This window comes from Paraburkholderia unamae (assembly GCF_003096875.1).
In the GTDB taxonomy this organism is placed as follows: domain Bacteria; phylum Pseudomonadota; class Gammaproteobacteria; order Burkholderiales; family Burkholderiaceae; genus Paraburkholderia; species Paraburkholderia unamae.
Genome location: NZ_QEOB01000027.1, coordinates 44884 through 71311 on the forward strand (window position 1 = coordinate 44884; position 26428 = coordinate 71311).

The following is a 26428-nucleotide window of genomic DNA, read 5'->3' on the forward strand; positions in this document are numbered from 1 at the left end:
TCACCGTGCCGGGTCGTCCCCGGCGCAGATAAAAAAAGGGCAACGGATCACTCCGTTGCCCTTTTTGCTTCACCACAGCACTACAGCGTGCCTGAACGCACCTTAATGCACGACGCGCTCGAACACGAGCTTACCGTCCTGGACGTCGACCGGAATCACATCCTTCGGCCCGAACTTGCCCGCGAGGATCAGCTTGGCGACCGGATTCTCGATCTCCTGCTGGATCGCGCGCTTGAGCGGCCGCGCCCCGAACAGCGGGTCGTAGCCGACCTTCGCGATCTGGCCGAGCGCTTCGTCGGACACCATCAACTCCATGTCGAGCTTCTCCAGACGCTCGCGCAGACGCTGCAACTGGATCTTCGCGATCGACTCGATGTTCGAACGATCGAGCGCATGGAACACCACGACCTCGTCGATCCGGTTCAGGAACTCAGGGCGGAACTGCTGCTTCACTTCGTTCCACACCGCGTCCTTCACGGCTTCCTGCGGCTCGCCCGCCATCGCCTGGATGAGGTGCGAACCGAGGTTCGACGTCATCACGATCACCGTGTTCTTGAAGTCCACGGTACGGCCCTGGCCATCGGTCATGCGGCCGTCGTCGAGCACTTGCAGCAGCACATTGAACACGTCCGGGTGCGCCTTCTCGACTTCGTCGAGCAGGATCACGCTATACGGCTTGCGGCGCACCGCCTCGGTCAGATAGCCGCCCTCTTCGTAGCCCACGTAGCCCGGCGGCGCGCCGATCAAACGCGCGACGCTGTGCTTCTCCATGAACTCGCTCATGTCGATGCGGATGAGATGATCTTCCGCGTCGAACAGGAAGCCCGCCAGCGCCTTGCACAACTCGGTCTTGCCCACACCCGTCGGCCCGAGGAACAGGAACGAGCCGTAGGGCCGGTTCGGGTCCGCGAGACCGGCGCGCGAACGGCGGATCGCATCGGCCACCGCGGTGATCGCCTCGTCCTGGCCCACCACGCGCTCATGCAGCTTGTCTTCGATGAGCAACAGCTTTTCGCGCTCGCCCTGCATCATGCGCGACACGGGAATGCCGGTGGAACGCGACACGACTTCCGCGATTTCCTCGGCGCCCACCTGCGTGCGCAGCAGACGATGGCGCGACGGGCTGCTCTGCTCGTTCGCTTCGGCCTGCGTGACCTGCTTGAGTTGCGTTTCGAGCTCCGGCAGCCTGCCGTACTGCAATTCCGCGACCTTTTCGAGCTTGCCTTCGCGCTGGAACTTCGTGATCTCGGCGCGCACGCGGTCGATCTCTTCCTTGATCTGCGCCCCGCCCTGCACCGCGGCCTTCTCGGCGGTCCAGATTTCTTCGAGGTCCTTATATTCGAGGCTCAGCCGATCGATTTCTTCCTCGATCAGTTGCAAACGCTTTTGCGACGCTTCGTCCTTCTCCTTCTTGACGGCCTCGCGCTCGATCTTCAACTGGATCAGGCGACGGTCGAGCTTGTCCATCTCTTCGGGCTTCGAATCGATTTCCATCTTGATCTTCGAAGCGGCTTCGTCGATCAGGTCGATGGCCTTGTCCGGCAGGAAGCGGTCGGTGATATAGCGATGCGAGAGCTCCGCCGCCGCGACGATCGCCGGGTCGGTGATTTCCACGCCGTGGTGCAGTTCGTACTTCTCCTTCAAACCGCGCAGGATCGCGATGGTCGCTTCGACCGACGGCTCATCGACCAGCACCTTCTGGAAGCGGCGTTCGAGCGCAGCATCCTTCTCGATGTACTTGCGATATTCGTCGAGCGTGGTCGCGCCGATGCAATGCAGTTCGCCGCGCGAAAGCGCCGGCTTGAGCATGTTGCCCGCGTCCATCGCGCCTTCGGCCTTGCCCGCGCCGACCATGGTGTGAATCTCGTCGATGAAGACGATGGTCTGGCCTTCGTCCTTCGCGATGTCGTTGAGCACGGACTTCAGGCGCTCTTCGAATTCGCCGCGATACTTCGCGCCCGCGAGCAGCGCCGCCATGTCGAGCGAAAGCACGCGCTTGCCCTTGAGCGTTTCCGGCACTTCGCCGTTGACGATACGCTGCGCGAGACCTTCGACGATCGCCGTCTTGCCCACGCCCGGCTCGCCGATCAGCACCGGGTTGTTCTTGGTGCGGCGTTGCAGGATCTGGATCGAGCGGCGGATTTCGTCGTCGCGGCCGATCACGGGGTCGAGCTTGCCCGCGCGGGCGCGCTCGGTCAGATCGACCGTGTACTTCTTGAGCGCTTCGCGCTGGCTCTCGGCGTCCTGGCTATGCACCTGCGCGCCGCCACGCACGGCGACGATCGCGGATTCGAGCGCCTTGCGCGTCAGGCCGTGCTGGCGCGCGAGGCGGCCCGCTTCGCCCTTGTCGTCGGCCACGGCGAGCAGGAACATTTCGCTCGCGATATACGTGTCGTTGAGCTTCTGCGCTTCCTTGTCCGCCTGGTTGAGCAGGCCCGCCAGCTCACGGCCGATCTGCACGTTGCCGTCGGTGCCCTGCACTTGCGGCAAGCGGTTGATGGCGTCGTTAAGCGCGTTCTGCAACGCCTGCACCTGCACCCCGGCGCGCGACATGAGCGAGCGCGCCGAGCCGTCCTGCTGCGCGACGAGCGCAGCCAGCAGGTGGGCGGGTTCGATGTACTGGTTATCGTGACCAACGGCGAGGCTTTGTGCGTCGGCGATGGCTTCCTGGAACTTGGTGGTGAGTTTGTCGATTCTCATTTAAAACGAGACCTCCAGATTTCTAGACTGTCACCAAATTTGAGGGGGGTCGCGCCGGTTTCAAGCGCTCTGGCGTCATTTTTTCCGATTTTTGGGATCGATGTGTGAAATGCCGCCAGCGGCAGCGCGGGCCGCAAGTCTGGAAATCAGGGAGGGAGGCACGGCGGCGGGCGCGTTCCGGCTGAGGCCGGATGGAGGGAACCGCGTGTGAGAGCGGGAGCGGGGGATGAAATACGTGTGCTGAAAAAAGGGGCGCCAGCGCCCCTCAATGCTCGCGCGAAGGCGCAGGGCGCGCCGGTTGCAGCCGCGGCATGAACTGGATCGGGGCGAGGCCGAGCAGCCCGGTAAGTTCGCCTGCCGGTTGCACGAGTTCGCCGATGGTATGGCGATCGAGCTCGGCCAGGAAAGCGTCGCGCGCCGCCGCCAGCGCGTGCTTGAGCCGGCACTGCGGCTCAATGACGCAGCTGCGGCGCTCGCCATGCTCGTCAGGAAAACAGCCGACCAGCGCGAAATCGCTCTCGGTCTGCCGCACCACCGCGCCGACGCTCAGGTCGAGCGACGCCTGCGCAAGGCGCAAGCCGCCGTTGCGCCCGCGAATCGTGTCGATCCAACCCAGTTCGCCCAGGCGCTGCACGACTTTCATCAGATGATTTTTCGAGACGCCATACGCGTCCGAGATCTCCTGAATCGTCGCCAGGCTGTCACGACGCAACGCGAGATACAGCATCACGCGTAACGAATAGTCGGTGTAGTCGGTCAGTCTCATGGCGATGGCGGCGCGGGTGACAGAAACCATACAATAACATGCAGATAGCATGCAGGTTTTGCCCGGACTGGGTATCATGCGCTTTTCGTCTTGCCTGGCACCCGGAATACCGTGCGGCCCAGCGCCGCATCGTGTCGGCGCACGGCCGCCGGCTACACTCCCGGCCACCTCAGGCAGAAACGCAGGCACCGCAATGACCCGCCCCGACGCAAGCAGCGCTTCCCCGCTGCACGCCCAGCCCACCGAAGAGAACATCCGCGAACTCGTCTACGCGTTCTACGACCGCGTGCGCGAAGACGCAATGCTCGGCCCGGTATTCGACGGCGTGCTGGCCGGTCGCTGGGACGAGCACCTGCCGAAGATGTGCCGCTTCTGGTCGAGTCTCGTGCTCGGCACCAAGACCTACCGCGGCAATGTGCAGCAGGCCCACGACCCCGTGCCCGGCGTCGAGCCGCAGCACTTCAGCCGCTGGCTTTATCTCTTTCTCGATACGGTGCAGGGGCGCTACGCGCCTGCGGCGGCGGTGCAGTTCATGGAACCCGCCCTGCGCATCGCGCAGAGTCTGCAACTGAGCCGCTTCGGCTGGGACTATACGATTCCGCCCGAGCAGCAGGCGCTGCTTGAGCGCGTGGCCCCGCGCCGCCGCCCCGCCGGGCACGATCTGCCTGACCGTCCGGCCGGCGAGCCGTTCCCGACCCGCATCATTGGCCGTTCGATGGACGTCGACGAAAGCGCCCCGGCGGAGTGAGCGCATCTGCCTTCGACTGAGGGAATGACTAGAATGACTGGGCGGTTAGTTGCATTAGATGGACCCAAGCGGGTGCCGATAATACGTTGCGCACTCCGCCTGGAGAAAACCGCCTACTTCGGCTCTCCGGATACATTCCCCGACACCACGCCCCACCTGGCCAGCGCCGCATCGTCGCTCTCGCGCGCATCGACCCAGCGCGCGCCCTGCTCCGTCTCTTCCTTCTTCCAGAACGGCGCCTCGGTCTTGAGATAGTCCATGACGAACTCGCAGGACGCGAAGGCGTCGCCGCGATGCTTCGAGGTGGTCGCGACCAGCACGATCTGATCGAGCGGCGCGAGTTTGCCCACCCGGTGCACGATCAGCACCTCGATGCCCGCCCAGCGCCGCTGTGCCGCAAGAGCGATCGCTTCCAGCGCCTTTTCGGTCATACCTGGATAGTGTTCGAGTTCGAGCGAGGCGATCGTGCTGCCGTCGTTCAGGTCGCGCACGGTGCCGACGAAGCACGCCACCGCGCCGATCGCCGGATTGCGCGCACGCAACTGCGCGACTTCGGTGCTGAGGTCGAAATCTTCCGTTTGTACGCGTACGGGCATGGCGAGTCTCCTGTGGCGCTCAGCCGCCCGTCACCGGCGGGAAGAACGCGACTTCACAGCCCTCGGTGATCCGCGTGCGCGGGTCGGTCATCACGTGGTTGCAGGCCATGCGCAGCGCGCGGCCTTCCGCCAGCGTTTCGGCCCACACGCCACCGCGCGCGCGCAGCCAGCCGCGCACGTCGCCGACCGTCACGATGCCGTCCGGCAGCGTGACCGTTTCGTCCGCGACACCCAGTGCCTCGCGCACGCTCGCAAAAAATTTCAACTGGATCTTCATCGGCTAAAGGCTCAGTACAGCAATTCGGTGAACGGAATGAAGCGCACGGTCTCGCCCGCGCTGATGGCGTGGTTCGGCGGATTGTCGATGAGGCCGTCGCCCCACACCGTGGAGGTCAGCACGGCCGAGCTCTGGTTCGAGAACAGGTCGAGACCGCCTGCCGGATTCACGCGCGCGCGCAGGAATTCGTTGCGGCGATCGCTCTTCGACTGGGTGAAGTCGGCGCGCAGGGAGAGCGCGCGCGGGCTCACGTGCGTTGCACCCGCGAGGCGCAGCAGGAACGGGCGCACGAACAGCAGGAAGGTGACGAAGCTCGACACCGGGTTGCCCGGCAGCCCGATGAAAAATGCCTCGCCGCCCGGCTTGCCGTCCGCACCCGCCTCCTGTGCACGACGCACCGCGCCGAACGCGAGCGGCTTGCCCGGCTTCATGGCGATCTGCCAGAGGTTGATGCGGCCTTCCGCTTCCACGGCGGGACGGACATGATCCTCCTCGCCCACCGACACGCCACCCGACGTGAGAATGAGATCGTGCGCGGCGGCGGCTTCGCGCAGCGTCGCGCGCGTGACGTCGAGCTGGTCCGGCACGATGCCATAGTCGGTCACGTCGCAATCGAGGTTGCGCAGCAGGCCCGTGAGCGTGAAGCGGTTCGAGTTGTAGATCGCGCCGGGCTTGAGCGGCTCGCCGGGCATGGTCAGCTCGTCGCCGGTGAAGAACACGGCAACCTTCACGCGGCGCACGACCGTGAGCGTGGCGCAGCCCACCGATGCGGCCAGTCCGAGCGCCGCCGGCGTGAGCCGCGTGCCCGCCGGCAGGATCACCGTGTTTTTGCGGATGTCCGCGCCCTGCGCCGTGATCCATTCGCCCGCCTTGGGCGTGTGCAGGAAGGTGACGGCGCCGTCGGCGGCTTCGGTCTGCTCCTGCATCACCACGGCGTCGGCGCCCGGCGGCACCGTCGCACCCGTGAAGATGCGCGCCGCCGTGCCCGCCGCAAGCGCCTCGGGCGCGTGGCCCGCGGGAATGCGCTGCGACACCGGCAAGTGGCGGCTGCCCTGCGCGAGGTCGGCCACGCGCACCGCGTAGCCGTCCATCGCGCTCGTGTTCATCGGCGGCACGTCGAGCGGCGAAACGACGTCGGCGGCCAGGACGCGGTTCAATGCGTCGAAGGTCGAGAGCGTTTCGGTACCCGCAAGCGGCTGCGCCGCCGCGAGCAGCGTGGCGAGAGCATCGGCGGTGGACAGCATGGGCGCGCGCGGCGCGGCGGATGACGGGGACGTAGGCGTGGACATCGAGCTTGTCTCGGAGTCGGCGGGTGGGCCGCCAGCAGCGGTTGGTCTGCCGTTATTGTAGCGGCGCGAGGGGCGCGCTGTGCCTTATGCCGTGGATCGGCTCCCCGGGAGCGCCGTGGATCGGCTGGGGTCTTGCAGCGCCCGGCTCTGGGGAGCGCGGGCGCGCGGCCTGGTGTGGCGGCCTTCGAGGGATCGGCGTGCCGGGGACAGACGCGGGTCGGGCCCCGGCAGCATCGATCAGTGCACCATCAATCCGCGGTATGCGCGGCGATGTAGTCCTTCACGCGCTTCGCATCGGCTGGCACGACTTCGAAGCGCTGCGGCAGCGCTTCCAGCCCGTCGAACGCCGCCGGACGTTCCGGCTCGCGGTCGAGCGCTTCGCGAATCGTCTCGCCGAACTTCACCGGCTGTGCGGTTTCCAGCACGATCATCGGCACACCCGGTTGCAGGTGCTCGCGCGCGACCTTCACGCCGTCGGCCGTGTGGGTGTCGATCATCGTCTTGTAACGCGTATAGACGTCGCGAATCGTCGCGATGCGGTCCTCGTGGCTGCTGCGGCCCGACACGAAGCCGAACTGCTGCACGCGCACGAAGTCGCCGCTCGCCGCGAGATCGAAACCGCCCTTCTCTTCCACGTCGCGGAACAATTGCGTCACGCGCGCCGGGTCGCGGCCGAGCAGGTCGTACACGAAGCGCTCAAAGTTCGACGCCTTCGAGATGTCCATGCTCGGGCTCGTCGTGTGGTACGTCTCAGCCGAAGCGCGCACGCGATAAATGCCCGTGCGGAAGAACTCGTCGAGCACGTCGTTCTCGTTCGTGGCGACCACGAGCTTTTCGATCGGCAGGCCCATCATGCGCGCGATATGGCCCGCGCACACGTTGCCGAAGTTGCCCGAGGGCACCGTGAACGACACGCGCTCGTCGTTGGACTTCGTCGCCGCGAAGTAACCGGCGAAGTAGTACACGACCTGGGCCACGACGCGCGCCCAGTTGATCGAATTGACCGTGCCGATCTTCTGCTGCGCCTTGAACGCGTGATCGTTCGACACGGCCTTGACGATGTCCTGGCAATCGTCGAACACGCCTTCCACGGCCAGGTTGAAGATGTTCGGGTCTTGCAGGCTGAACATCTGCGCCGTCTGGAACGCGCTCATCTTCTTGTGCGGCGAGAGCATGAATACGCGCACGCCCTTCTTGCCGCGCATGGCGTATTCGGCGGCGCTGCCGGTGTCGCCGGAAGTCGCGCCGAGAATGTTCAGCTCCTGGCCGGCCTTCGCAAGCGTGTACTCGAACAGGTTGCCGAGCAACTGCATCGCCATGTCCTTGAACGCGAGCGTCGGGCCGTTCGAGAGTTCGAGCAGCGAAAGCTGCGCGCCGTTTTCCTCGCCGAGCGTGGTGAGCGGCGTGATCTTGCTCGCGTCTTCGCCGTGGCGCACGTTGCGGTACGTGGCGGCCGTGTAGGTGCGGCGCGTGATGTCGCGCAGGTCCTCGGCGGGAATGTCGGCGGCGAACTTCGAAAGGATCTCGAACGCGAGATCCGCGTACGAGAGGCCGCGCCAGCGCGCGAGTTCTTCCTTGCCGATTTGCGGATACGCGGCCGGCAGATAGAGTCCGCCGTCGCGCGCGAGGCCGCCCAGCAGGATGTCGGAAAACGAATGATGCTCGCCGGCGCCCGCGCCGCGCGTAGATACGTAATTCATAGCCCTTGCCTTAGTTCAGTCCTTCCATGCGCAGCTTCGTGACCTGCGACTTCACCGTCGCGAGCTTCTCGATTTGCGCGATCGCCGCATTGACGTTCTTCTCGACCGTCTCGTGCGTGATCAGGATGATGTCGGTTTCCGCCTTGCCCTGCGCGTCGACCTGCTCCGCTTCCTTTTGCAGCAGCGCGTCGATCGAAATGCCGCTGTCGGCCAGGATGCGCGTGATGGCTGCCATCACGCCGGTCTGGTCGGCCACGCGCAGGCGCAGGTAGTAGCCGCTCGTGACTTCTTCGATCGGCAGGATCGGCGTGTTCGAGAGGCTGTCCGGCTGGAACGCCAGATGCGGCACGCGGTGCTCGGGGTCGGCCGTGTGCAGACGCGTGACGTCCACGAGGTCGGCGACCACGGCCGAGGCCGTCGGCTCGGCGCCCGCGCCCTTGCCGTAGTACAGCGTCGTGCCGACGGCGTCGCCGTGCACGACCACCGCGTTCATCGCGCCTTCCACGTTCGCGAGCAGGCGCTTGGCCGGGATCAGCGTCGGATGCGTGCGCAGCTCGATGCCCTTCTCCGTGCGGCGCGCGATGCCGAGCAGCTTGATGCGATAGCCCAGTTCTTCCGCGTACTTGATGTCGATGGCGTCGAGCTTGCTGATGCCTTCCACGTAAGCCTTGTCGAACTGCACGGGCACGCCGAACGCGATCGCGCTCATGATCGTGGCCTTGTGCGCGGCGTCCACGCCTTCGATGTCGAAGGTCGGATCGGCTTCGGCGTAGCCCAGCTCCTGCGCGGCCTTCAGTGCGGTCGCGAAGTCGAGCCCGCGCTCACGCATTTCCGAGAGGATGTAGTTCGTCGTGCCGTTGATGATGCCGGCGATGTACTGGATGCGGTTGGCCGTGAGACCTTCGCGCAGCGCCTTGATGATGGGGATGCCGCCCGCCACCGCCGCTTCGAACGCGACCATCACGCCCTTGGCGCGCGCCGCTTCGAAGATCTCGGTGCCGTGCACCGCCAGCAGCGCCTTGTTCGCCGTGACGACATGCTTGCCGTTGGCAATGGCGCGCAGCACGAGATCCTTGGCGAGCGTCGTGCCGCCGATCATTTCGGCGACGATCGAAATCGACGCGTCGTCGACCACGGCGTTGAAGTCGGTCGTCAGGTCGACGGTGCCCGCTTCGCTGCCGAGCGCCGCCGTGGCCTTGGCCGGGTTGCGCACGGCGATGCGCGCGACCTCGATGCCGCGGCCCGCGCGGCGTTTGATTTCTTCCTGGTTGCGGCGCAGTACCGTGAAGGTGCCGCTGCCCACCGTGCCGAAGCCCAAGAGACCTACTTTGATCGGATCCATGCAGCGTGTGTTCGTCCAAGTGTTTGAAAAGGGGATGCGTGTTGCTCGCTCAGGTGCGGCTCAGTTACGACTCAGGTGCCGTGCCGCTGGCGATAGCCGTCGAGGAAGCGCGCGATGCGGTTGATCGAGTCGGTCAGGTCGTCGACGTTCGGCAGGAACACCACGCGGAAGTGGTCCGGCTGCTTCCAGTTGAAGCCCGTGCCCTGCACGAGCAGCACGCGCTCCTGCAAGAGCAGGTCGAGAATGAACTGCTGGTCGTTCTCGATCGGATAAAGCTTCGGGTCGAGGCGCGGGAACATGTAGAGCGCCGCCTCCGGCTTCACGCAGGTCACGCCCGGGATGGCCGTGAGCATGTTGTACGCCAGCTCGCGCTGCCGGTAGAGGCGACCGCCCGGCTGGATCAGCTCGTTGATGCTCTGGTAGCCGCCCAGCGCCGTCTGGATCGCGTACTGGCCCGGCACGTTCGCGCACAGGCGCATCGACGCCAGGATGCCGAGACCTTCCGTGTAGTCTTTCGAGCGGCGCCGGTTCTCGCCCGTCATGCCCGAGAGGAACATCCAGCCCGCGCGATAGCCACAGGCACGATAGCTCTTCGAGAGGCTGTTGAGCGTGACGGTGATCACGTCTTCGGAGAGCGAGCCGAGCGCCGTGTGCGTCTTGCCGTCGTAGATGATCTTGTCGTAGACCTCATCGGCGAAGAGGATCAGGCCGTGCTCGCGCGCGATCGCCACCAGGCCGCGCAGCAGCTCGTCCGAGTAGAGCGCGCCGGTCGGGTTATTCGGGTTGATCACGACGATCGCGCGCGTGTTCGGCGAGATCTTCGAGCGGATGTCGTCCAGATCGGGCATCCACGCGTTCGATTCGTCGCAGATGTAATGCACGGGCGTGCCGCCCGAAAGGCTTACCGCCGCGGTCCAGAGCGGATAGTCGGGCGCGGGCAGCAGCACCTCGTCGCCGTCGTTCAGGAGCGCCTGCATGGCCATCACGATCAGCTCGGACGCACCGTTGCCGATATAGATGTCGTCGAGCTCGACGCCCTTGACGCCCTTTTGCTGCGCGTAATGCATGATCGCCTTGCGCGCGGCGAACACGCCCTTTGAATCCGAATAGCCCGAGGAGCCCGGCAGGTTCAGGATCATGTCCTGGATGACCTCGTCGGGCGCGTCGAAACCGAACGGCGCGAGATTGCCGATGTTCAGCTTGATGATGCGGTGGCCTTCTTCTTCGAGGCGCTTCGCATGCTCGAGTACCGGCCCGCGAATGTCGTAGCAGACGTTCTGTAGCTTGTTGGATTTGAGAATCGGTTTCACGGCGGGCTATCAGTAAAATGCGGTGAGATGCGAGTAAAAAGGGCTGAAACAGTTTGACCGCGCGGCTTGACCGGACGGCGGAGGCGCTTTGGCTGGCAAGACGGGCGGGCGTCGACGGGACGAAAGCGGCGCACCGTTGGTGCAGGAGGAGCACCGTGCGCAATGCGTGACCCGCCACGGCCGCCACGGCAGCTCGTGGCTGCTTTCGCCCGGCGCGCGGATGGGCGCGAGGCTCTCGACCTGTGGCCGCCGACGCAGCGGCAGCTAAAAAGCTATAATTTAGCGGATTTTGGCCAACTTCCGCAATGCGCAATCGGTCCGAACGTGAGTCTGATGGCGGCCCGCGACACCGGTCCCGATGCGGATCCCCACGCGGGTTCCGAACCCGCCAGGAATGAGGCAGCGACCGGCCGGCGTCGACACCGGCCATACGCGCCCCGGTTGCGCACCCGAACCGCCCCAACCCCGGAACTCCCGTTTTGAAACTACACCAGGACTCCAGCGGCGCACTCAATACCGTCACCGGCTACGGCGCCGACTATGTCGAAGTGAACCTCGAACGCCACACGGGCAGCATCATCATGATGCCCGACTCGCCGGTCACGCCCTGGCCGGTTCACGCGTTCGACGCCCTGACCCCCGAACTTTTCGACATGCTGCTCCCGCTCGCCCCCGAAGTGGTGGTGTTCGGCAGCGGCGACCGGCTGCGCTTTCCTCACCCGCGCCTGACGGCGGCGCTGGCCGCGAAACGCATCGGCGTCGAGGCGATGGACTTCAAGGCTGCCTGCCGCACCTACAACATCCTCATGGCCGAAGGCCGCCGCGTGGCGGTCGCCCTTCTGATCGAAAGCTGACCCGGCTTAAGCTTGCCATCAGGTCGCCGCGCGGCGACGTAGTACACTTGCGCGCCGCGTGCGCTCCCCGCTGGTGGATCCGTCTGTGCGCCTGCCGGCGCGCGCCGGGCATGACAGCGCGCGAGCGCACTACCCGAACCTCGACCGCAACGACTGCAACAAGAACAGGCTGAAACCCATGAACGATACGCCATCGAGGCTACCGCTCAACCGCAGCGCGATCCTGCTCCTGATCCTCGCCCTCGCCGTGATCTGGTTCGTGCCGCTCGGCTGGCGCCACCTGCTGCCGAGCGACGAAGGCCGCTACGCCGAAATGGCGCGCGAGATGTTCGCGACCGGCGACTGGATCACGCCGCGCTACAACGGCTACAAGTATTTCGAGAAGCCGCCGCTGCAAACCTGGATGAACGCGCTCACCTTCGCGTGGTTCGGCATCGGCGAATGGCAGGCGCGCCTCTATACGGCGCTCACCGGCTTCGCCGGCGTGCTGCTGGTCGGCTTCACCGGCGCGCGCGTGTTCAACGCCGCCACGGGCTTCTTCGCGGCGGTCGTGCTCGCCTGCGCGCCGTACTGGAACCTGATGGGCCACTTCAACACGCTCGACATGGGCCTGTCGTTCTGGATGGAGCTCACGCTGTGCGCGCTGCTGCTCGCGCAGCGCCCCAACCTGCCCAAAGGCAACGTGCGCCTGTGGATGTGGGTGTGCTGGGCGGCCATGGCGATGGCGGTGCTTTCCAAGGGCCTGGTCGGCCTGATCCTGCCGGGCGCGGTGCTCGTGCTCTACACGGGGATCTCGCGCGACTGGGGGCTCTGGAAGCGGCTCTATCTGGTGAGCGGCCTGATCGTGTTTTTCGCGATCGTCGCGCCGTGGTTCATCCTCGTGCAGCAGCGCAACCCCGAGTTCTTCAACTTCTTCTTTATCGTCCAGCAGTTCCAGCGCTACCTCACGCCTGCGCAGAACCGCCCCGGCCCGGTCTACTACTTCGTGCCCGTCATGCTGGTGGGCTTCCTGCCGTGGCTCTCCGTGAGCGTGCAGAGCGTGCGCCACGCGCTGCGCACGCCGCGTCAGCCCAATGGTTTCTCGCCCGTCACGCTGCTGCTCGTGTGGACGGTATTCATCTTCGTGTTCTTCAGCGCCTCGCACTCGAAGCTGATCTCCTACACGCTGCCGATCGCGCCGCCGCTCGCGCTCATCATCGGCATGTATCTGCCGCTCATGACGCGCGCGCAGTGGAGCCGCCATCTCGCGGGCTATGCGCTGCTCGCCGTCGCGCTCATGGCGGGCTCGTTCGTCCTCACCCGGCTTGGCGACTCGCGCAATCCGAACGCGCTTTACCGCGAGTTCCAGGTGTGGGTGTTTGCCGCAGCGGCGGTGGCTTTCGTCGGCACCATGATCGGCCTGCGCCTGAACCGCGCGAAGCGCACGCCCGACACCGGCGCGCGCGCGCCCGCGCTCGCGCTGGGCACCGCATGGCTGCTGCTCGCGACCATCGCGGGCACGGGCCACGATGTGTTCGGCACGCTCAGTTCGGGCGCACCGCTCGCGCCCGCCGTGCGCGCCGCCATCGCGAAGCTGCCGCCCGACACGCCGTTCTACTCGGTGGGCGTGCTCGACCACACGATGCCCTTCTACGTGCGTCACACGATGACGATGGTGGAAGTGACCGACGAGCTGGCCTTCGGCATCTCCGAAGAACCGCAAAAATGGGTGCCGACCGTCGCCGATTGGGAGGCGCGCTGGAAGTCCGAGCGCTACGCGCTCGCGCTGATCCCCGTACGGCGCTACGAGGAGCTCGCCGCGCAGGGCCTGCCGATGCAGGTGATCGCGCGCGACTCGCGCCGCGTGATCGTCGAGAAACCACAATCCTGAGCGCCGTGAGGCCCCGGTTAGCGCATGCGCGATAATCGGGGCGGCCCGCCCGGTGCGGCGGCCAAGGTGCGCCCCGGCGAAGCCTCGCCGATCCGCCCCTATAACCCGATAACCCGTTGAGACGCCCTTTCCGATGAATCCGATTTCCCTGATCTGCATCCTGGCCGGCGTCGGCCTGAATGCATGCGCGCAACTGTTGCTGAAAGCGGGTGTCAATGCCGTTGGACACTTCGAATTCAGCCGTGCGAACATCCTGCCCATCGGCTGGAAGCTCGCAACGCAAGTGCCGATTCTCGGCGGCCTCACCTGCTACGTGTTCAGCGTGGTCGTGTGGATCGTCGGGCTCTCGCGCGTGGACGTCTCGATCGCCTACCCGATGCTCTCGCTCGGCTACGTGGTCAACGCGTTCGCGGCGTGGTATCTGTTCGGCGAAGTGCTGAGCGTGCAGCGGCTCATCGGCATCGGCATCATCCTGATCGGCGTGTTCGTTCTGGCGCGCAGCTAAAGCGTCGCAGCGCGGTCCCACCGCTTGTTGCGCTGCATGTTGCGCCCATATAAGCAGTTCGTAAGGCATGCCGCGGCATGCTTGCGCCTGGCCCCACTTTCTGACGAGCAACGAGTAAAGCCTTCATGACCCAGTCATCTCCGCAGTCGTCCCTTCCTTTCCTGCCGTTCGTGCGTCCCGAGATCGACGAGGAAACCATCCAGGGCGTCGCCGACGTGCTGCGCTCGGGCTGGATCACGACCGGCCCGCAGAACCAGGCGTTCGAAGCGGCGCTCTCCGAGTATTGCGGCGGCCGCCCTGTGCGCACCTTCAACTCGGGCACGGCCACGCTCGAAATCGGCCTGCGCATCGCAGGCGTCGGCCCCGGCGACGAAGTCATCACCACGCCCGCTTCGTGGGTCGCCACGAGCAATGTGGTCTACGAAGTCGGCGCGACGCCCGTGTTCGCCGACATCGACCCCGTCACGCGCAACATCGACCTCGACAAGCTCGAAGCGGCCATCACGCCCCGAACGAAAGCCATCATCCCGGTGTTTCTCTCGGGCCTGCCCGTCGACATGGACCGGCTCTACGCCATCGCCCGCCAGCACAAGCTGCGCGTGATCGAGGACGCCGCGCAGGCCTTCGGCTCGACGTGGAACGGCAAGCGTATCGGCGCGATCGGCGACATCGTGTCGTTCAGCTTTCACGCCAACAAGAACCTCACGTCGATCGAAGGCGGCGCGCTGGTGCTCAACGACGAGGCCGAAGCCGTGCTGGCCCAGAAGTACCGCCTGCAAGGCATCACGCGCACGGGTTTCGACGGGATGGACTGCGATGTGCTCGGCGGCAAGTACAATCTCACGGATGTCGCGGCGCGCGTGGGGCTCGGCCAGCTCAAGCATATCGAGCGCTTCACCCGCCAGCGCCACGCGCTCGCGCGGGCCTACTTCGCGGGCTTCGAGGGCGGCGCGGCGGTCAAGCTCGGCGTGGGCCTGCCGCTCGCCGATTTCGCCAACAGCAACTGGCACATGTTCCAGATCACGCTGCCGCTCGAACAGCTCGCCATCGACCGCGCAGGCTTCATGGGCGAACTGAAGGCGCGCGGCATTGGCTCGGGCGTGCACTACCCGGCCATTCACCTGTTCACGCTCTACCGCGAGCGCGGCTTCAAGGCGGGCATGTTCCCGCACGCGGAGCGCTTCGGCGCGAGCACGGTCACCTTGCCGCTTTTCACGCAGCTGACCGAAGCCGACGTGGCGCGCGTGTGCCATGCGGTCAACGAGATTTGCGCGACGTTTGCAAAATAAGCAGTTTGCAAGGCCATCGGCAAAGCAAGTAAACAAACGGGCGACACCCATCGCCCGACTGCCCCTGCGGGCACGGGACGGGACTCGGCGCCACCGCGCCTGCGCCCGTCGACACCCATAACGGAATCGATGCACACATGACTCAAACGGAACAACGCACCTTGACACCGGAAACGCCGGAAGTCTCGGTCATCATTCCGGTCTACAACGAGGAAGCCGGCCTTCCCGCCCTGTTCGCACGCCTGTACCCGGCGCTGGACAAGCTCGGCACCTCGTACGAAGTGATCTTCATTAACGACGGCAGCCGCGACCGCTCCGCCGCGATGCTCGCCGAGCAGTTCCGGGCGCGGCCCGACGCGACACGCGCGATCCTGCTCAACGGCAACTACGGGCAGCACATGGCGATCCTCGCGGGCTTCGAGCAGGCGCGCGGCGAGATTGTCATCACGCTCGACGCCGACCTGCAAAACCCGCCCGAGGAAATCGGCAAGCTCGTCGAGAAAATGCGCGAGGGCTACGACTACGTCGGCACGATCCGCATGCAGCGCCAGGACAGCCTCTGGCGCCGCAAGGCCTCGCAGATGATGAACCGCCTGCGCGAGCGCATCACGCGCATCAAGATGACCGACCAGGGCTGCATGCTGCGCGCCTACAACCGCCGCATCGTCGACACGATCAACCGCTGCGGCGAAATCAACACGTTCATTCCCGCGCTCGCCTATACGTTCTCTCAGAACCCGGTCGAGGTCGATGTCGCGCACGAGGAGCGTTTCGCGGGCGAGTCGAAGTATTCGCTCTACAGCCTCATTCGCCTGAACTTCGACCTCGTGACGGGCTTCTCCGTCGTGCCGCTGCAATGGTTGTCGTTCATCGGCGTGATTCTTTCGCTCGGCTCGGCAGGCCTCTTCGTGCTGCTGCTGATTCGCCGCTTCATCATCGGCGCGGAAGTGCAAGGCGTGTTCACGCTGTTCGCCATTACGTTCTTCCTGCTTGGCGTGATCATCTTCGCGCTCGGTCTGCTCGGCGAGTACATCGGCCGCATCTACCAGCAGGTGCGCGCGCGCCCGCGCTATCTCATCCAGACGATTCTGGAAGAGCGCAACGGCCGCGCCGTGGTCGACACCCCGCGCCAGGATGTGGTGCAGGCCGCCGCGTACGCACAGCAATCCGCGCAAGCGTCGGGCACCGCAAACAATCCGGCCAACGAAGGAGCCCGCTCATGAAGCCGCGCGCCGTCGTCTTCGCGTATCACAACGTGGGCGTGCGCTGCCTCCAGGTGCTGCTGGCGGGCGGCGTGGATGTCGCGCTCGTCGTCACGCACGAGGACAGCCCGACGGAAAACATCTGGTTCGGCAGCGTGAAGTCGGTGGCCGAGGAGCATGGCATCAAGGTCGTCACGCCCTCGGACCCGAAAAGCGCCGAGCTGCGCGCGGCCGTTTCCGCGGCGCGCCCGGACTTCATCTTCTCGTTCTACTACCGGCACATGCTGCCTGTTGATCTGCTCGCGCTCGGCGCGCGCGGCGCGTACAACGTGCACGGCTCGCTCCTGCCGAAGTACCGCGGCCGTGTGCCGACGAACTGGGCCGTGCTCAACGGCGAGACCGAAACGGGCGCCACGCTGCACGAAATGGCCGCCAAGCCCGACGCGGGCGCCATCGTCGCGCAGACACCGGTGCCGATCCTCCCCGACGACACCGCCGCGCAGGTATTCGACAAAGTGACGGTCGCCGCCGAGCAGACGCTCTGGCGCGTGCTGCCCGCGCTGATCGCGGGCGAAGCGCCGCATCTGCCGAACGACCTCACGAAGGGCAGCTACTTCGGCGGGCGCAAGCCCGAAGACGGCCGCCTCGACTTCGGCCAGAGCGCACAGCAGGTGTACAACCTGATTCGCGCGGTCGCGCCCCCCTATCCGGGCGCGTTCACCGACGTCGGCCGCGAGCGTTTCGTGATCGCCCGCGCGCGCCTCGTGCGCCCCGGCTCCCCGGATGCCGAAAGGGTCCGCCCCCTCGCCGGATTGCCCGCCGGCATCCACGTAAGCGATAATGCGTTTTTCGCCCTTTGTGGCGACGGCCGCGCCATCGCGATCCATGAACTGCGGCATGCGCCGAGTCTGGCACATGGCGGTCAAGAGACCGTCATCACCCCCGCCGCGTTCTCCGAACTCATTTCATCTGTCCCCCGTCCATGACCAAAAAAGTCCTGATCCTGGGTGTGAACGGCTTTATCGGCCACCACCTCTCCAAGCGCATCCTCGAAAACACGAACTGGGAAGTGTTCGGCATGGACATGCAGACGGATCGCCTCGGCGACCTCGTCAAGCATGAGCGGATGCACTTCTTCGAAGGCGACATCACGATCAACAAGGAGTGGGTCGAGTACCACGTCAAGAAGTGCGACGTGATCCTGCCGCTCGTCGCCATCGCCACGCCCGCGACCTACGTGCAGCAACCGCTGCGCGTGTTCGAACTCGACTTCGAGGCGAACCTGCCGATCGTGCGTTCGGCCGTGAAGTACCGCAAGCACCTCGTCTTCCCGTCGACCTCCGAGGTCTACGGCATGTGCTCCGACGAGCAGTTCGACCCGGACGCCTCGGCGCTCACCTACGGCCCGATCAACAAGCCGCGCTGGATCTACGCGTGCTCCAAGCAGCTCATGGACCGCGTGATCTGGGGCTACGGCATGGAAGGCCTGAACTTCACGCTGTTCCGTCCGTTCAACTGGATCGGCCCGGGCCTCGACTCGATCTACACGCCGAAGGAAGGCTCGTCGCGCGTCGTGACGCAGTTCCTCGGCCACATCGTGCGCGGCGAGAACATCAGCCTCGTGGATGGCGGCGCGCAAAAGCGTGCGTTCACCGATATCGACGACGGCATCGAAGCGCTCATGAAGATCATCGAGAACAAGGACGGCGTCGCCACGGGCAAGATCTACAACATCGGCAACCCGACCAACAACTTCTCGGTGCGCGAACTCGCGCACAAGATGCTGGCGCTCGCCGCCGAATTCCCGGAATACGCGGAAATGGCGAAGAAGGTGCAGCTCGTCGAAACGTCGTCGGGCGCGTACTACGGTGCCGGCTACCAGGACGTGCAGAACCGCGTGCCGAAGATCGACAACACGAAGCAGGAACTGAACTGGGCGCCGAAGTCGACCTTCGACGAAGCGCTGCGCAAGATCTTCGAAGCGTACCGCGGGCATGTGGCCGAAGCCCGTGCGCTCGTCGAGCAACACTAAGCGTCAGACAAAGGTCCTCGCCACTTGGCCCGCATCGTCCTGAAAATCGACGTCGACACGCTGCGCGGCACGCGCGAAGGCGTGCCGAATCTCGCGCGTATCTTCGACCGCTACAAGGCGCGCGCCACGTTCCTGTTCAGCCTCGGCCCCGATCACACGGGCTGGGCGCTGCGCCGCGTATTCCGTCCCGGCTTTCTCAAGAAGGTCTCGCGCACGTCCGTGGTGGAGCATTACGGCGTGAAGCAGCTGATGTACGGCGTGCTGCTGCCGGGCCCGGATATCGGCGTGGAAGCGGCCTCGCAGATGCGCGCGATTCACGAAGCCGGCTTCGAATGCGGCATTCATACGTGGGATCACGTGTACTGGCAGGACAACGTGCGCACGCGTGACGCGCAATGGACCGCGCGCCAGATGCAAAAGAGCCACGACCGTTTCACGCGCATTTTCGGTACGCCGCCCGTCACGCACGGCGCGGCGGGCTGGCAAATGAACGAGGCCGCCTTCGAGCAGATCGACGCGTGGGGCATGAAGTACGCCTCGGACGGCCGCGGCCATTCGCCCTATCGGCCGGTGGTGGCGGGACGCACGCTGAACCATGTGCAGATGCCCACCACCTTGCCCACGCTCGACGAAGTGCTCGGCGTGGACGGCGTCGACATCGACACGGTCGCGGCGTGGATGCTCAAGCGCACCGAAAACAATCCGCACGACCAGGTCTTCACGCTGCACGCGGAGCTCGAAGGCCAGAAACTCGCGCCCGTGTTCGAGCAACTGCTCGCGGGCTGGCGCGCGCAAGGCCACACGTTTGCCACGATGGGCGACTACCATGCGACGCTGGACCCGGCTTCGCTGCCATCGTACCCTGTCACCTGGGGCGAGATCGCCGGCCGCTCCGGCCAGTTGATCGTGCAGCCCGACTGAATCCGCCGCCCGTGCGCCGCGAGACTTGCGCCGACGACTCACCGCCCACGCAAGCCCCCGCGCCCCGGGCAGCACGCCGTCCCGGCGAAACGGCGCCGCAGCGCAGCTGGCTGGACAGCGCGGCGGCAACGCCTGCCAATAACAAAGGGAGTGCCACGTGCCTGACGTGACCATCGCAGTCGACCAACCCGTTCCCGATTTCACCGCCCCCGCCACCGGCGGCGACTTCACGTTTTCGAGCCTGAAGGGCAAGAAGGTGGTGCTGTACTTCTATCCGAAAGACAACACCCCGGGCTGCACGACCGAAGGCTTGCAGTTCCGCGACCTCTATCCGAAGTTCAAGAAGGCCGGCGCGCAGATCGTGGGCGTGTCGCGCGACAGCGTGCGCTCGCACGATAACTTCAAGGCCAAGCTCGAACTGCCGTTTACCTTGGTATCGGATGCCGATGAAGCGCTGTGCACGCTCTTCGACGTCATCAAATTGAAGAAAATGTATGGCAAACAGGTACGGGGTATCGAACGCTCGACCTTCCTGATCGACGCCGACGGCGTACTGCGCCGCGAGTGGCGTGGAATCAAGGTGCCGGGCCATGTCGACGAAGTTCTGGAGGCTGTACAAGCGCTTTGAGGAGCGTTATATTGGGCTGCAATGAGTGCCTGTCCAACCATTTTTACGCCATGTTGCGGCGGTTACGCAGCCGGTCACGAGATGACCGGAAATGCGCATCCCGGGCAACGTGTCATCACCGAAGTGAAGCCGCTTGCCTCGTCATACGGGGCAGCGGCTTTTTTGTTTATGCATTGCTGTTCCCTTCCGCTTTTCTCCCCGTTCGTACCGGCTTTGCGACCCGGTGCGCGCAAACGTCAAGGAGCTGATCGAAAACCAGGCGAACCGGCATTTTCTGACCTGAGCGCGCACCTTGCGCGGTAACGACGGGCGCCTACCCGGCATCCGCACGCACCGACCGAAACACCGACCGAAAGCGCGCCTTACTGGGTAACCCCGCGACCACTCGACCCGAATATTTCGAGGGACACCATGCCTTTGCCTACTCCCCCCAGCAAGCTCGGCAACCTGCTGCCGCCCGAAGAATACAAGGCGCGTGCCCGCACGACGCGCAGCACGCGCAAGGCAGCGAGCGAAAACGACGCTGCCGATGCCGCCGACTACGGCCCCGCGAGCGTCGCCGAGCCGATGACCGAGGCCGCCAACGCCGCCACCACGCTGCGCACGGTCCCGTTCTCGGGCGCCAGCGCCGAACTGGCCGCGCTCGAACCCGTCGCGCCGGCGCCCGTGCGCAAGCGCGGCGGCGCCAAGCAGACCACCGCCGCCCTGTTGCAGCCGCGCGAGGCGCGCGAAGAACCGGCGCAAGCCCCCACCGCGCGCAGCGGCGGCAAACCCGCTTCGGCCAAAGCCACCGGCGCCGCCGCGGCGCCCGCCACACGCGGCGCCACGAAAAAACGTGTGCATCCCGAGGAGAGCGTCGAAGTCCAGAAGCTCTTCGTGCTCGACACGAACGTGCTGATGCACGACCCGACCTGCCTGTTCCGCTTCGAGGAACACGACGTCTATCTGCCGATGATGACGTTGGAGGAACTCGACAACCACAAGAAGGGCATGTCGGAAGTCGCGCGTAACGCGCGTCAGGTGAGCCGCACGCTCGACCAGCTGGTCGCGAACGCGGGCCCGATCTCCGAAGGCATTTCGCTTGCCCGCCTCGGCAGCCGCGAGGCGCTCGGCCGCCTGTACTTCCAGACCACGCTCACGCACATCGACCCGGTCGACGGCCTGCCGCAAGGCAAGGCCGACAACCAGATCCTCGGCGTCGTGCGCGCGCTGCAACGCGACCGGCCCGACCGCCTCGTCGTGCTGGTGTCGAAAGACATCAACATGCGCATCAAGGCCCACGCCCTGGGCCTGCCTGCCGAAGACTACTTCAACGACCAGGTTCTCGAAGACAAGGACCTGCTCTACTCGGGCGTGCGCGCGCTCCAGCAGGACTTCTGGTCGAAGCACGCGAAGGGCATGGAGTCCTGGCAGGACACCAAGACCGGCACGACGTATTACCGCGTGACCGGTCCCGAATGCCTGTCGATGCTCGTGAACGAGTTCGTTTATCTCGAACCGCAGAACGGCGAACCGGCGTTCCACGCGATCGTGCGCGAACTCAACGGCAAGACGGCGCTCCTGCAAACGCTGCGCGACTACGGCCACCACAAGAACAACGTGTGGGGCATCACGGCGCGCAACCGCGAGCAGAACTTCGCGCTGAACCTGCTGATGAACCCGGAGATCGACTTCGTCACGCTGCTCGGCCAGGCCGGCACGGGCAAGACGCTCGTCGCGCTCGCGGCGGGCCTCGCTCAAGTGCTCGACGAAAAGCGCTACAACGAGATCATCGTGACGCGCGCGACGGTGCCGGTCGGCGAAGACATCGGCTTCCTCCCGGGAACGGAAGAGGAAAAGATGCAGCCGTGGATGGGCGCGTTCGACGACAACCTGGAAGTGCTCCAGAAAACCGACGACGCCGCCGGCGAATGGGGCCGCGCCGCGACCCAGGAGCTGATCCGCTCGCGCCTGAAGGTCAAGAGCATGAACTTCATGCGCGGCCGTACGTTCGTGGACAAGTATCTGATCATCGACGAGGCGCAGAACCTCACGCCCAAGCAGATGAAGACGCTCGTCACGCGCGCGGGTCCGGGCACGAAGATCGTGTGTCTGGGCAACATCGCGCAGATCGACACGCCGTATCTGACCGAAGGCAGCTCGGGCCTCACCTACGTGGTGGACCGCTTCAAGGGCTGGGCGCACAGCGGCCACGTGACGCTGGCTCGCGGCGAACGCTCGCGGCTTGCCGATTACGCGTCGGACATTCTGTAATTTCATCGCCGGACGCCGCCTGTTGCGGGCGTCCGGACCGATCGCAAGGACCGTATCCGGGGGACCGGATACGGTCCTTTTTTCATGGCGGAGCGTCCCGCCGGAGCAACACCTGGCGCACGGACTTCAAGTAAGTTGTGAAGAATTCTTGCGAAAGCCCGGACGCGCGGGCTACCATCCGCCCATGACCCGTTTTTCCGACAGCGCACGTACCCCGTGCGCTTCGCCCGCTTCATGCGTCGACTCTGGCTTCCGCTTCTGATCGCTGTCCTGCTTGCCGCGTGTTCGAGCGCGCCGCAAAAGGTGACGCGCAGCGGTTCGTCGTCGGGCGAAAACGCGTGGCGCACCAAGCCGCCGGGCTTTCCCAATTTCGTCGATCACAGCGTGGGCCGCGAGGAAATCTCGATCCAGGCGATGGGCCTTGTCGGCATTCCGTATCGCTGGGGCGGCAATACGCCCGATAGCGGCTTCGATTGCAGCGGCCTCGTGAAATACGTGCTGGCGCGCTCGGCTTCCGTCGATCTGCCGCGCACCACGGCCGAAATGAGCACGCGCGGCGAAACGATCGAGCCCGACGAGATCGCGCCCGGTGACCTCGTCTTCTTCAATACGACCGGGCGGCCGCATTCGCACGTCGGGATCTATGTAGGCAAGCTGCGCTTCGTGAATGCGCCGTCCACGGGCGGCACGGTGCGGCTCGACTATCTGACCAACCCGTACTGGGCGAAACATTTCGACGGAATCCGCCGGATGGCGGCACCCAGGCGCGCGCCGTTCGATACGCCGACCTGGGAAGCCTCCGCGCCTGAGCAGCGTGCTCCGGGCGTGAGCGCGGCGCCGCCTGCCGCGGCCGCGATGGCGAGCGTCATGCCTGCGCCGCCACCCGCGCGAATCGTCTCCGCCAGCCAGCAAAATCGTGTGGTCGCGGCGCCTCAGCCTGCGTATGCGGCCGCGCCGCCAGGCGTGCCTGCATCGAGTGCGGCAACGGCAGCAGCAGCGGCAGCGCCCGCCGACGCCTTCGAACCGCCACCCGCCTCGCTTGGCGCGGCCCAAACGCAGTCGCGCGACGCGGGCGCGCTCGCGCCGGCCTATGTGACTAACCCCGTGACTAACCCCGCGGCCAACCCGGCCGCCGCTCCGGCAACCCGCGCCCCGCGCGACGCCATCGACGCCGCCGCTGACGCCTTCGAGCCGCCCCCGCCCACCGCAACCGCCGCCGCACGCCAGGCTGGCCAGGCCGGCTCCTCGCCGATCCAGACCGTCGCATCGCCGGCCGGCGGGGCGCAGATCATGCGCGCCTCGACGTCCGGTGCGGCCTTGCCCGCCCCGACCCAGTCAGGTGACGATCCGATCGCGCGCTTCGCCAACAGCGGCGAGTGAAGCGCGCTGCGGCGCCATGTCCCTGGCCGCGCAGCGAGTAATGTTTCCGGCGCACCGTGCCTCTGCTATCGTTTTGGTACCGTTTTTTATACTTTCGCGCAGCGAGGCGACGATGGATCTCGGACTCAACAAGAAGGTGGTTCTGGTGACGGGCGGCAGCAAGGGCATCGGTCTTGCCTGTGCGCGCGCCTTTGCGAAGGAAGGCGCGCGAGTGGCGATCGTCTCGCGCGATCCGGCCAATCTCGCGCGCGCCCGCGAACAGCTAGCGAGCGAAGGCCTGCACGTGCACCTCACGCGCGCCGACCTGCACGAAGCCCATAGCGCCGCCGATGTGGTCGAGGAAGTCTCCACGGCCGTGGGCCCCATCGACATCCTCATCAACAGCTCAGGGGCGGCGCGCCGCTACGATCCGGAATTGCTCGACGCGGACGCGTTCAAGGCCACGATGGAAGCGAAGTATTTCCCGTACATCTATCCGCAGCAGGAAGTGCTGCGCCGCATGGTGCAACGGGTCAAGGCGGGCGAGACCACGGAGCCCGGCGCGATCGTCAACATCATCGGCATGGGCGGCAAGTTCGCGAGCGACATCCACATTGCCGGCGGCGCGGCCAACGCCGCCTTGATGCTCGCGACCGTGGGCCTCGCGCACTACCACGCCCGCTACGGCATTCGCATCAACGCCATCAACCCGGGCGCCACGCTCACCGAACGCCTTCAGGAAGCCGTGCAGCTCGAAGCCCAGCGACAAGGCGTCGATTCGGCCCAGGCGCTCGCGAGCGGCGAGGCCAAGGTGCCGCTCGGCCGTTATGCCAAGCCGGAGGAAATCGCCGATGTCGCGCTTTTCCTCGCGAGCCGCCGCGCGAGCTACGTGACGGGCGCGCTCATTCCGATGGACGGAGCCAGCACGCCGATGATCTGAGCGCGGCCGCCGCGCGCCGGCGGGGCCTGGAAAGCACTGCGGCGCCCGAAGGCGCCGCAGGTTTTACATGAAGCGGTGACCGAGCCACCAGGCCGCCGCCGCCAGCGTGGCCGAGGCCGGTATGGTCAGCACCCAGGCCCAGACGATGTTGCCCGCCACGCCCCAGCGCACCGCGCTGAGCTTTTGCGTGGCGCCAACGCCGACGATCGCACCCGTGATCGTATGCGTGGTGGAAACGGGAATGCCCATCCACGAAGCCGTGAAGAGCGTGAGCGCCCCGCCCGCCTCCGCGCAGAAGCCGCCAACCGGCTTGAGCTTGGTGATCTTCTGCCCCATCGTGCGCACGATGCGCCAGCCGCCGAACAGCGTGCCGAGGCCCATCGACAGATAGCAGCCGCCGATCACCCAGATGGGCGGCGCGTCCGAGCCGACCGCCGAGTAGCCCGTTGCGATCAGCAGCATCCAGATGATGCCGATGGTTTTCTGCGCGTCGTTGCCGCCGTGGCCGAGGCTATAGAGGCTCGCAGAGAGCAGTTGCAAGCGCCGGAACCGCCGGTCCACCTTGCTTGGCGGCGTGCGGAAGTACAGCCACGACACCGTGAGCATGAAGAACGAGCCGAGCACGAAGCCGAGCAGCGGCGAGATGAAGATGAACGCCACGGTCTTCATGAGCCCGTCGAAATTCAGCGACGCCCAGCCCGACTTGGCGAGCGCCGCGCCCACGAGCCCGCCGATCAGCGCATGCGAGGAGCTCGACGGAATCCCGTAGTACCAGGTCAGCACGTTCCAGCCGATCGCGCCCATCAGCGCGCCGAACACCACGTAGTGGTCGACGATATCGGGATCGATCGTGCCCTTGCCCACCGTCTGCGCCACCTTCAGGTGGAACACGAAATAGGCGATCACGTTGAACATGGCGGCGAACGCCACCGCCTGCTGCGGCTTCAGAACGCCCGTGGACACGACCGTGGCGATGGAATTCGCCGCGTCGTGAAAGCCATTCATGAAGTCGAAGATGAGAGCGATGGCGACCAGCGTCGCGACCGCCCAGAGGGCGAGTTGTATCGATTGCATCGCAGTCCGCTCAGGCGTTCTCTAGCACGATGCCTTCGATGATGTTCGCGACATCCTCGCACTTGTCCGTGATCGCTTCGAGCAATTCATAGATCGCCTTCAGCTTGATCAGCGTCTTGACGTTGTCTTCCTCGCGGAACAGCTTGGAGATGGCACCGCGCAGCAGACGGTCGGCATCCGATTCGAGGCGGTCGATGTCCTCGCACGCTTGCAGGATCTCGCGCGCCTGCTTCATGTCCGAGAGCATCGCCACGGCCGACTGCACGCGCTTGGACGTGGCCGTCACCACGTGCGCGAGCTGGCTCGCCTCGGCGGTCACCGCCTGCACGTCGTAAAGCGAAATGGCGGTGGCGACGTCCTCCATGAGGTCGAGGCAATCGTCCATCGTCGTGATGAGCTTGTGAATCTCGTCGCGGTCGAGCGGCGTGATGAAGGTCTTGTGCAGCAGGTCGATCGCTTCGTGCGTGAGCTTGTCGGCGGCCTTCTCGGCGGCCTGCACGTTCTGCTTGTGGACCTCGGCGTCGGCGAGGTTGTCGATCAGGAGTTCGAGCTCGTGGCTCGCGGAAACGATGCACTTCGCGTGCGCATTGAAGATTTCGAAGAACTTGCCCTCGGTGGGCATGAATCGACCGAACATTGGTATCCCGGAAATTGGTCTCGGATTGCCGTCACGAAGCGGCAAAATAGGCGACAAAGCTAACCGTCATAAAACGGCCACATTGTATCGTCAGCAGAGTGCCGGCGCATGGATTGGCAGGCGCCGCAGCGGCTTT

23 protein-coding genes are annotated in these 26428 nt (G+C 65.5%); 13 read left to right on the forward strand and 10 right to left on the reverse strand.

Going from position 1 to position 26428, the window contains the following annotated elements:
* Positions 1–102: 102 nt before the first annotated feature.
* Together clpB and C7402_RS38170 are read right to left on the reverse strand one after the other, a co-directional pair.
* The gene (gene clpB / locus C7402_RS38165) at positions 103–2700 is read right to left on the reverse strand and encodes an ATP-dependent chaperone ClpB (protein ID WP_112176960.1); all 2598 of its coding nucleotides are present in this window, start codon (positions 2698–2700) and stop codon (positions 103–105) included.
* Between the two features lie 265 nt (positions 2701–2965).
* Positions 2966–3466: an Rrf2 family transcriptional regulator gene (locus C7402_RS38170; protein WP_116614248.1), complete on the reverse strand. Its 501-nt coding sequence runs from the start codon at positions 3464–3466 to the stop codon at positions 2966–2968.
* Positions 3467–3659: 193 nt separating this feature from the next.
* On the opposite strand from C7402_RS38170, the gene C7402_RS38175 reads away from it, so the two are divergent.
* Entirely contained in the window at positions 3660–4214 is a 555-nt protein-coding gene (locus C7402_RS38175) for a group III truncated hemoglobin (RefSeq protein WP_112176959.1), read from the forward strand.
* Between the two features lie 113 nt (positions 4215–4327).
* On the opposite strand, the gene C7402_RS38180 is transcribed toward C7402_RS38175, so the two are convergent.
* The 6 genes from C7402_RS38180 to C7402_RS38205 all read right to left on the reverse strand — a co-directional run bounded on the left by C7402_RS38180 (position 4328) and on the right by C7402_RS38205 (position 10728).
* Complete coding sequence (locus C7402_RS38180) at positions 4328–4810, reverse strand: molybdenum cofactor biosynthesis protein MoaE (RefSeq protein WP_116614226.1); 483 nt, start codon at positions 4808–4810, stop codon at positions 4328–4330.
* A gap of 19 nt (positions 4811–4829) precedes the next feature.
* Positions 4830–5087, reverse strand: coding sequence for a molybdopterin converting factor subunit 1 (gene moaD, locus C7402_RS38185; protein WP_112176957.1), 258 nt, complete (start codon positions 5085–5087; stop codon positions 4830–4832).
* A gap of 11 nt (positions 5088–5098) precedes the next feature.
* Positions 5099–6331 carry a molybdopterin molybdotransferase MoeA gene (locus C7402_RS38190; RefSeq protein ID WP_116614227.1) on the reverse strand — a complete coding sequence of 411 codons (1233 nt, stop codon included), beginning with the start codon at positions 6329–6331 and terminating at the stop codon, positions 5099–5101.
* A gap of 293 nt (positions 6332–6624) precedes the next feature.
* Complete coding sequence (gene thrC, locus C7402_RS38195; RefSeq protein WP_112176955.1) at positions 6625–8076, reverse strand: threonine synthase; 1452 nt, start codon at positions 8074–8076, stop codon at positions 6625–6627.
* Positions 8077–8086: 10 nt separating this feature from the next.
* Complete coding sequence (locus C7402_RS38200) at positions 8087–9418, reverse strand: homoserine dehydrogenase (RefSeq protein ID WP_112176954.1); 1332 nt, start codon at positions 9416–9418, stop codon at positions 8087–8089.
* A 71-nt stretch (positions 9419–9489) separates the two neighbouring features.
* Complete coding sequence (locus tag C7402_RS38205) at positions 9490–10728, reverse strand: pyridoxal phosphate-dependent aminotransferase (RefSeq protein WP_116614228.1); 1239 nt, start codon at positions 10726–10728, stop codon at positions 9490–9492.
* Positions 10729–11207: 479 nt separating this feature from the next.
* Between C7402_RS38205 and C7402_RS38210 the strand changes: the two genes are divergently transcribed.
* The 12 genes from C7402_RS38210 to C7402_RS38265 all read left to right on the forward strand — a co-directional run bounded on the left by C7402_RS38210 (position 11208) and on the right by C7402_RS38265 (position 24581).
* Positions 11208–11582, forward strand: a complete 375-nt coding sequence (locus C7402_RS38210; protein ID WP_112176952.1) for an Mth938-like domain-containing protein — start codon at positions 11208–11210, stop codon at positions 11580–11582.
* Positions 11583–11760: 178 nt separating this feature from the next.
* Positions 11761–13452, forward strand: a complete 1692-nt coding sequence (locus C7402_RS38215) for a glycosyltransferase family 39 protein (RefSeq protein WP_116614249.1) — start codon at positions 11761–11763, stop codon at positions 13450–13452.
* A gap of 133 nt (positions 13453–13585) precedes the next feature.
* Complete coding sequence (locus C7402_RS38220) at positions 13586–13957, forward strand: SMR family transporter (protein ID WP_112176951.1); 372 nt, start codon at positions 13586–13588, stop codon at positions 13955–13957.
* Positions 13958–14082: 125 nt separating this feature from the next.
* Positions 14083–15246: a DegT/DnrJ/EryC1/StrS family aminotransferase gene (locus tag C7402_RS38225; RefSeq protein WP_116614229.1), complete on the forward strand. Its 1164-nt coding sequence runs from the start codon at positions 14083–14085 to the stop codon at positions 15244–15246.
* Positions 15247–15383: 137 nt separating this feature from the next.
* Complete coding sequence (locus tag C7402_RS38230) at positions 15384–16469, forward strand: glycosyltransferase (protein ID WP_224045487.1); 1086 nt, start codon at positions 15384–15386, stop codon at positions 16467–16469.
* Entirely contained in the window at positions 16466–17434 is a 969-nt protein-coding gene (locus C7402_RS38235) for a formyltransferase (protein WP_116614230.1), read from the forward strand. Before C7402_RS38230 ends, C7402_RS38235 begins: the two co-directional genes overlap by 4 nt.
* Positions 17431–18480: a bifunctional UDP-4-keto-pentose/UDP-xylose synthase gene (locus tag C7402_RS38240; protein ID WP_112176948.1), complete on the forward strand. Its 1050-nt coding sequence runs from the start codon at positions 17431–17433 to the stop codon at positions 18478–18480. Before C7402_RS38235 ends, C7402_RS38240 begins: the two co-directional genes overlap by 4 nt.
* Positions 18481–18504: 24 nt before the next feature.
* Positions 18505–19401 (forward strand): polysaccharide deacetylase family protein, encoded by an 897-nt coding sequence (locus C7402_RS38245; protein ID WP_112176947.1) that lies wholly within the window; start codon positions 18505–18507, stop codon positions 19399–19401.
* 166 nt (positions 19402–19567) lie between these two features.
* Positions 19568–20029 (forward strand): peroxiredoxin, encoded by a 462-nt coding sequence (locus C7402_RS38250; RefSeq protein ID WP_112176996.1) that lies wholly within the window; start codon positions 19568–19570, stop codon positions 20027–20029.
* Between the two features lie 411 nt (positions 20030–20440).
* On the forward strand, positions 20441–22282 hold the full coding sequence (locus tag C7402_RS38255; protein WP_112176946.1) for a PhoH family protein: 1842 nt from the start codon (positions 20441–20443) through the stop codon (positions 22280–22282).
* 234 nt (positions 22283–22516) lie between these two features.
* Positions 22517–23662, forward strand: coding sequence for a C40 family peptidase (locus tag C7402_RS38260; protein ID WP_116614250.1), 1146 nt, complete (start codon positions 22517–22519; stop codon positions 23660–23662).
* Between the two features lie 112 nt (positions 23663–23774).
* A complete protein-coding gene (locus tag C7402_RS38265) occupies positions 23775–24581 on the forward strand; it encodes an SDR family oxidoreductase (protein WP_112176945.1) in 807 nt (268 codons plus the stop codon).
* Positions 24582–24644: 63 nt separating this feature from the next.
* Here the strand turns inward: C7402_RS38265 and C7402_RS38270 are convergent, their stop codons facing one another.
* Together C7402_RS38270 and C7402_RS38275 are read right to left on the reverse strand one after the other, a co-directional pair.
* On the reverse strand, positions 24645–25655 hold the full coding sequence (locus C7402_RS38270) for an inorganic phosphate transporter (RefSeq protein WP_112176944.1): 1011 nt from the start codon (positions 25653–25655) through the stop codon (positions 24645–24647).
* Positions 25656–25665: 10 nt separating this feature from the next.
* Positions 25666–26292 carry a DUF47 domain-containing protein gene (locus tag C7402_RS38275; protein ID WP_116614231.1) on the reverse strand — a complete coding sequence of 209 codons (627 nt, stop codon included), beginning with the start codon at positions 26290–26292 and terminating at the stop codon, positions 25666–25668.
* Positions 26293–26428: the final 136 nt, after the last annotated feature.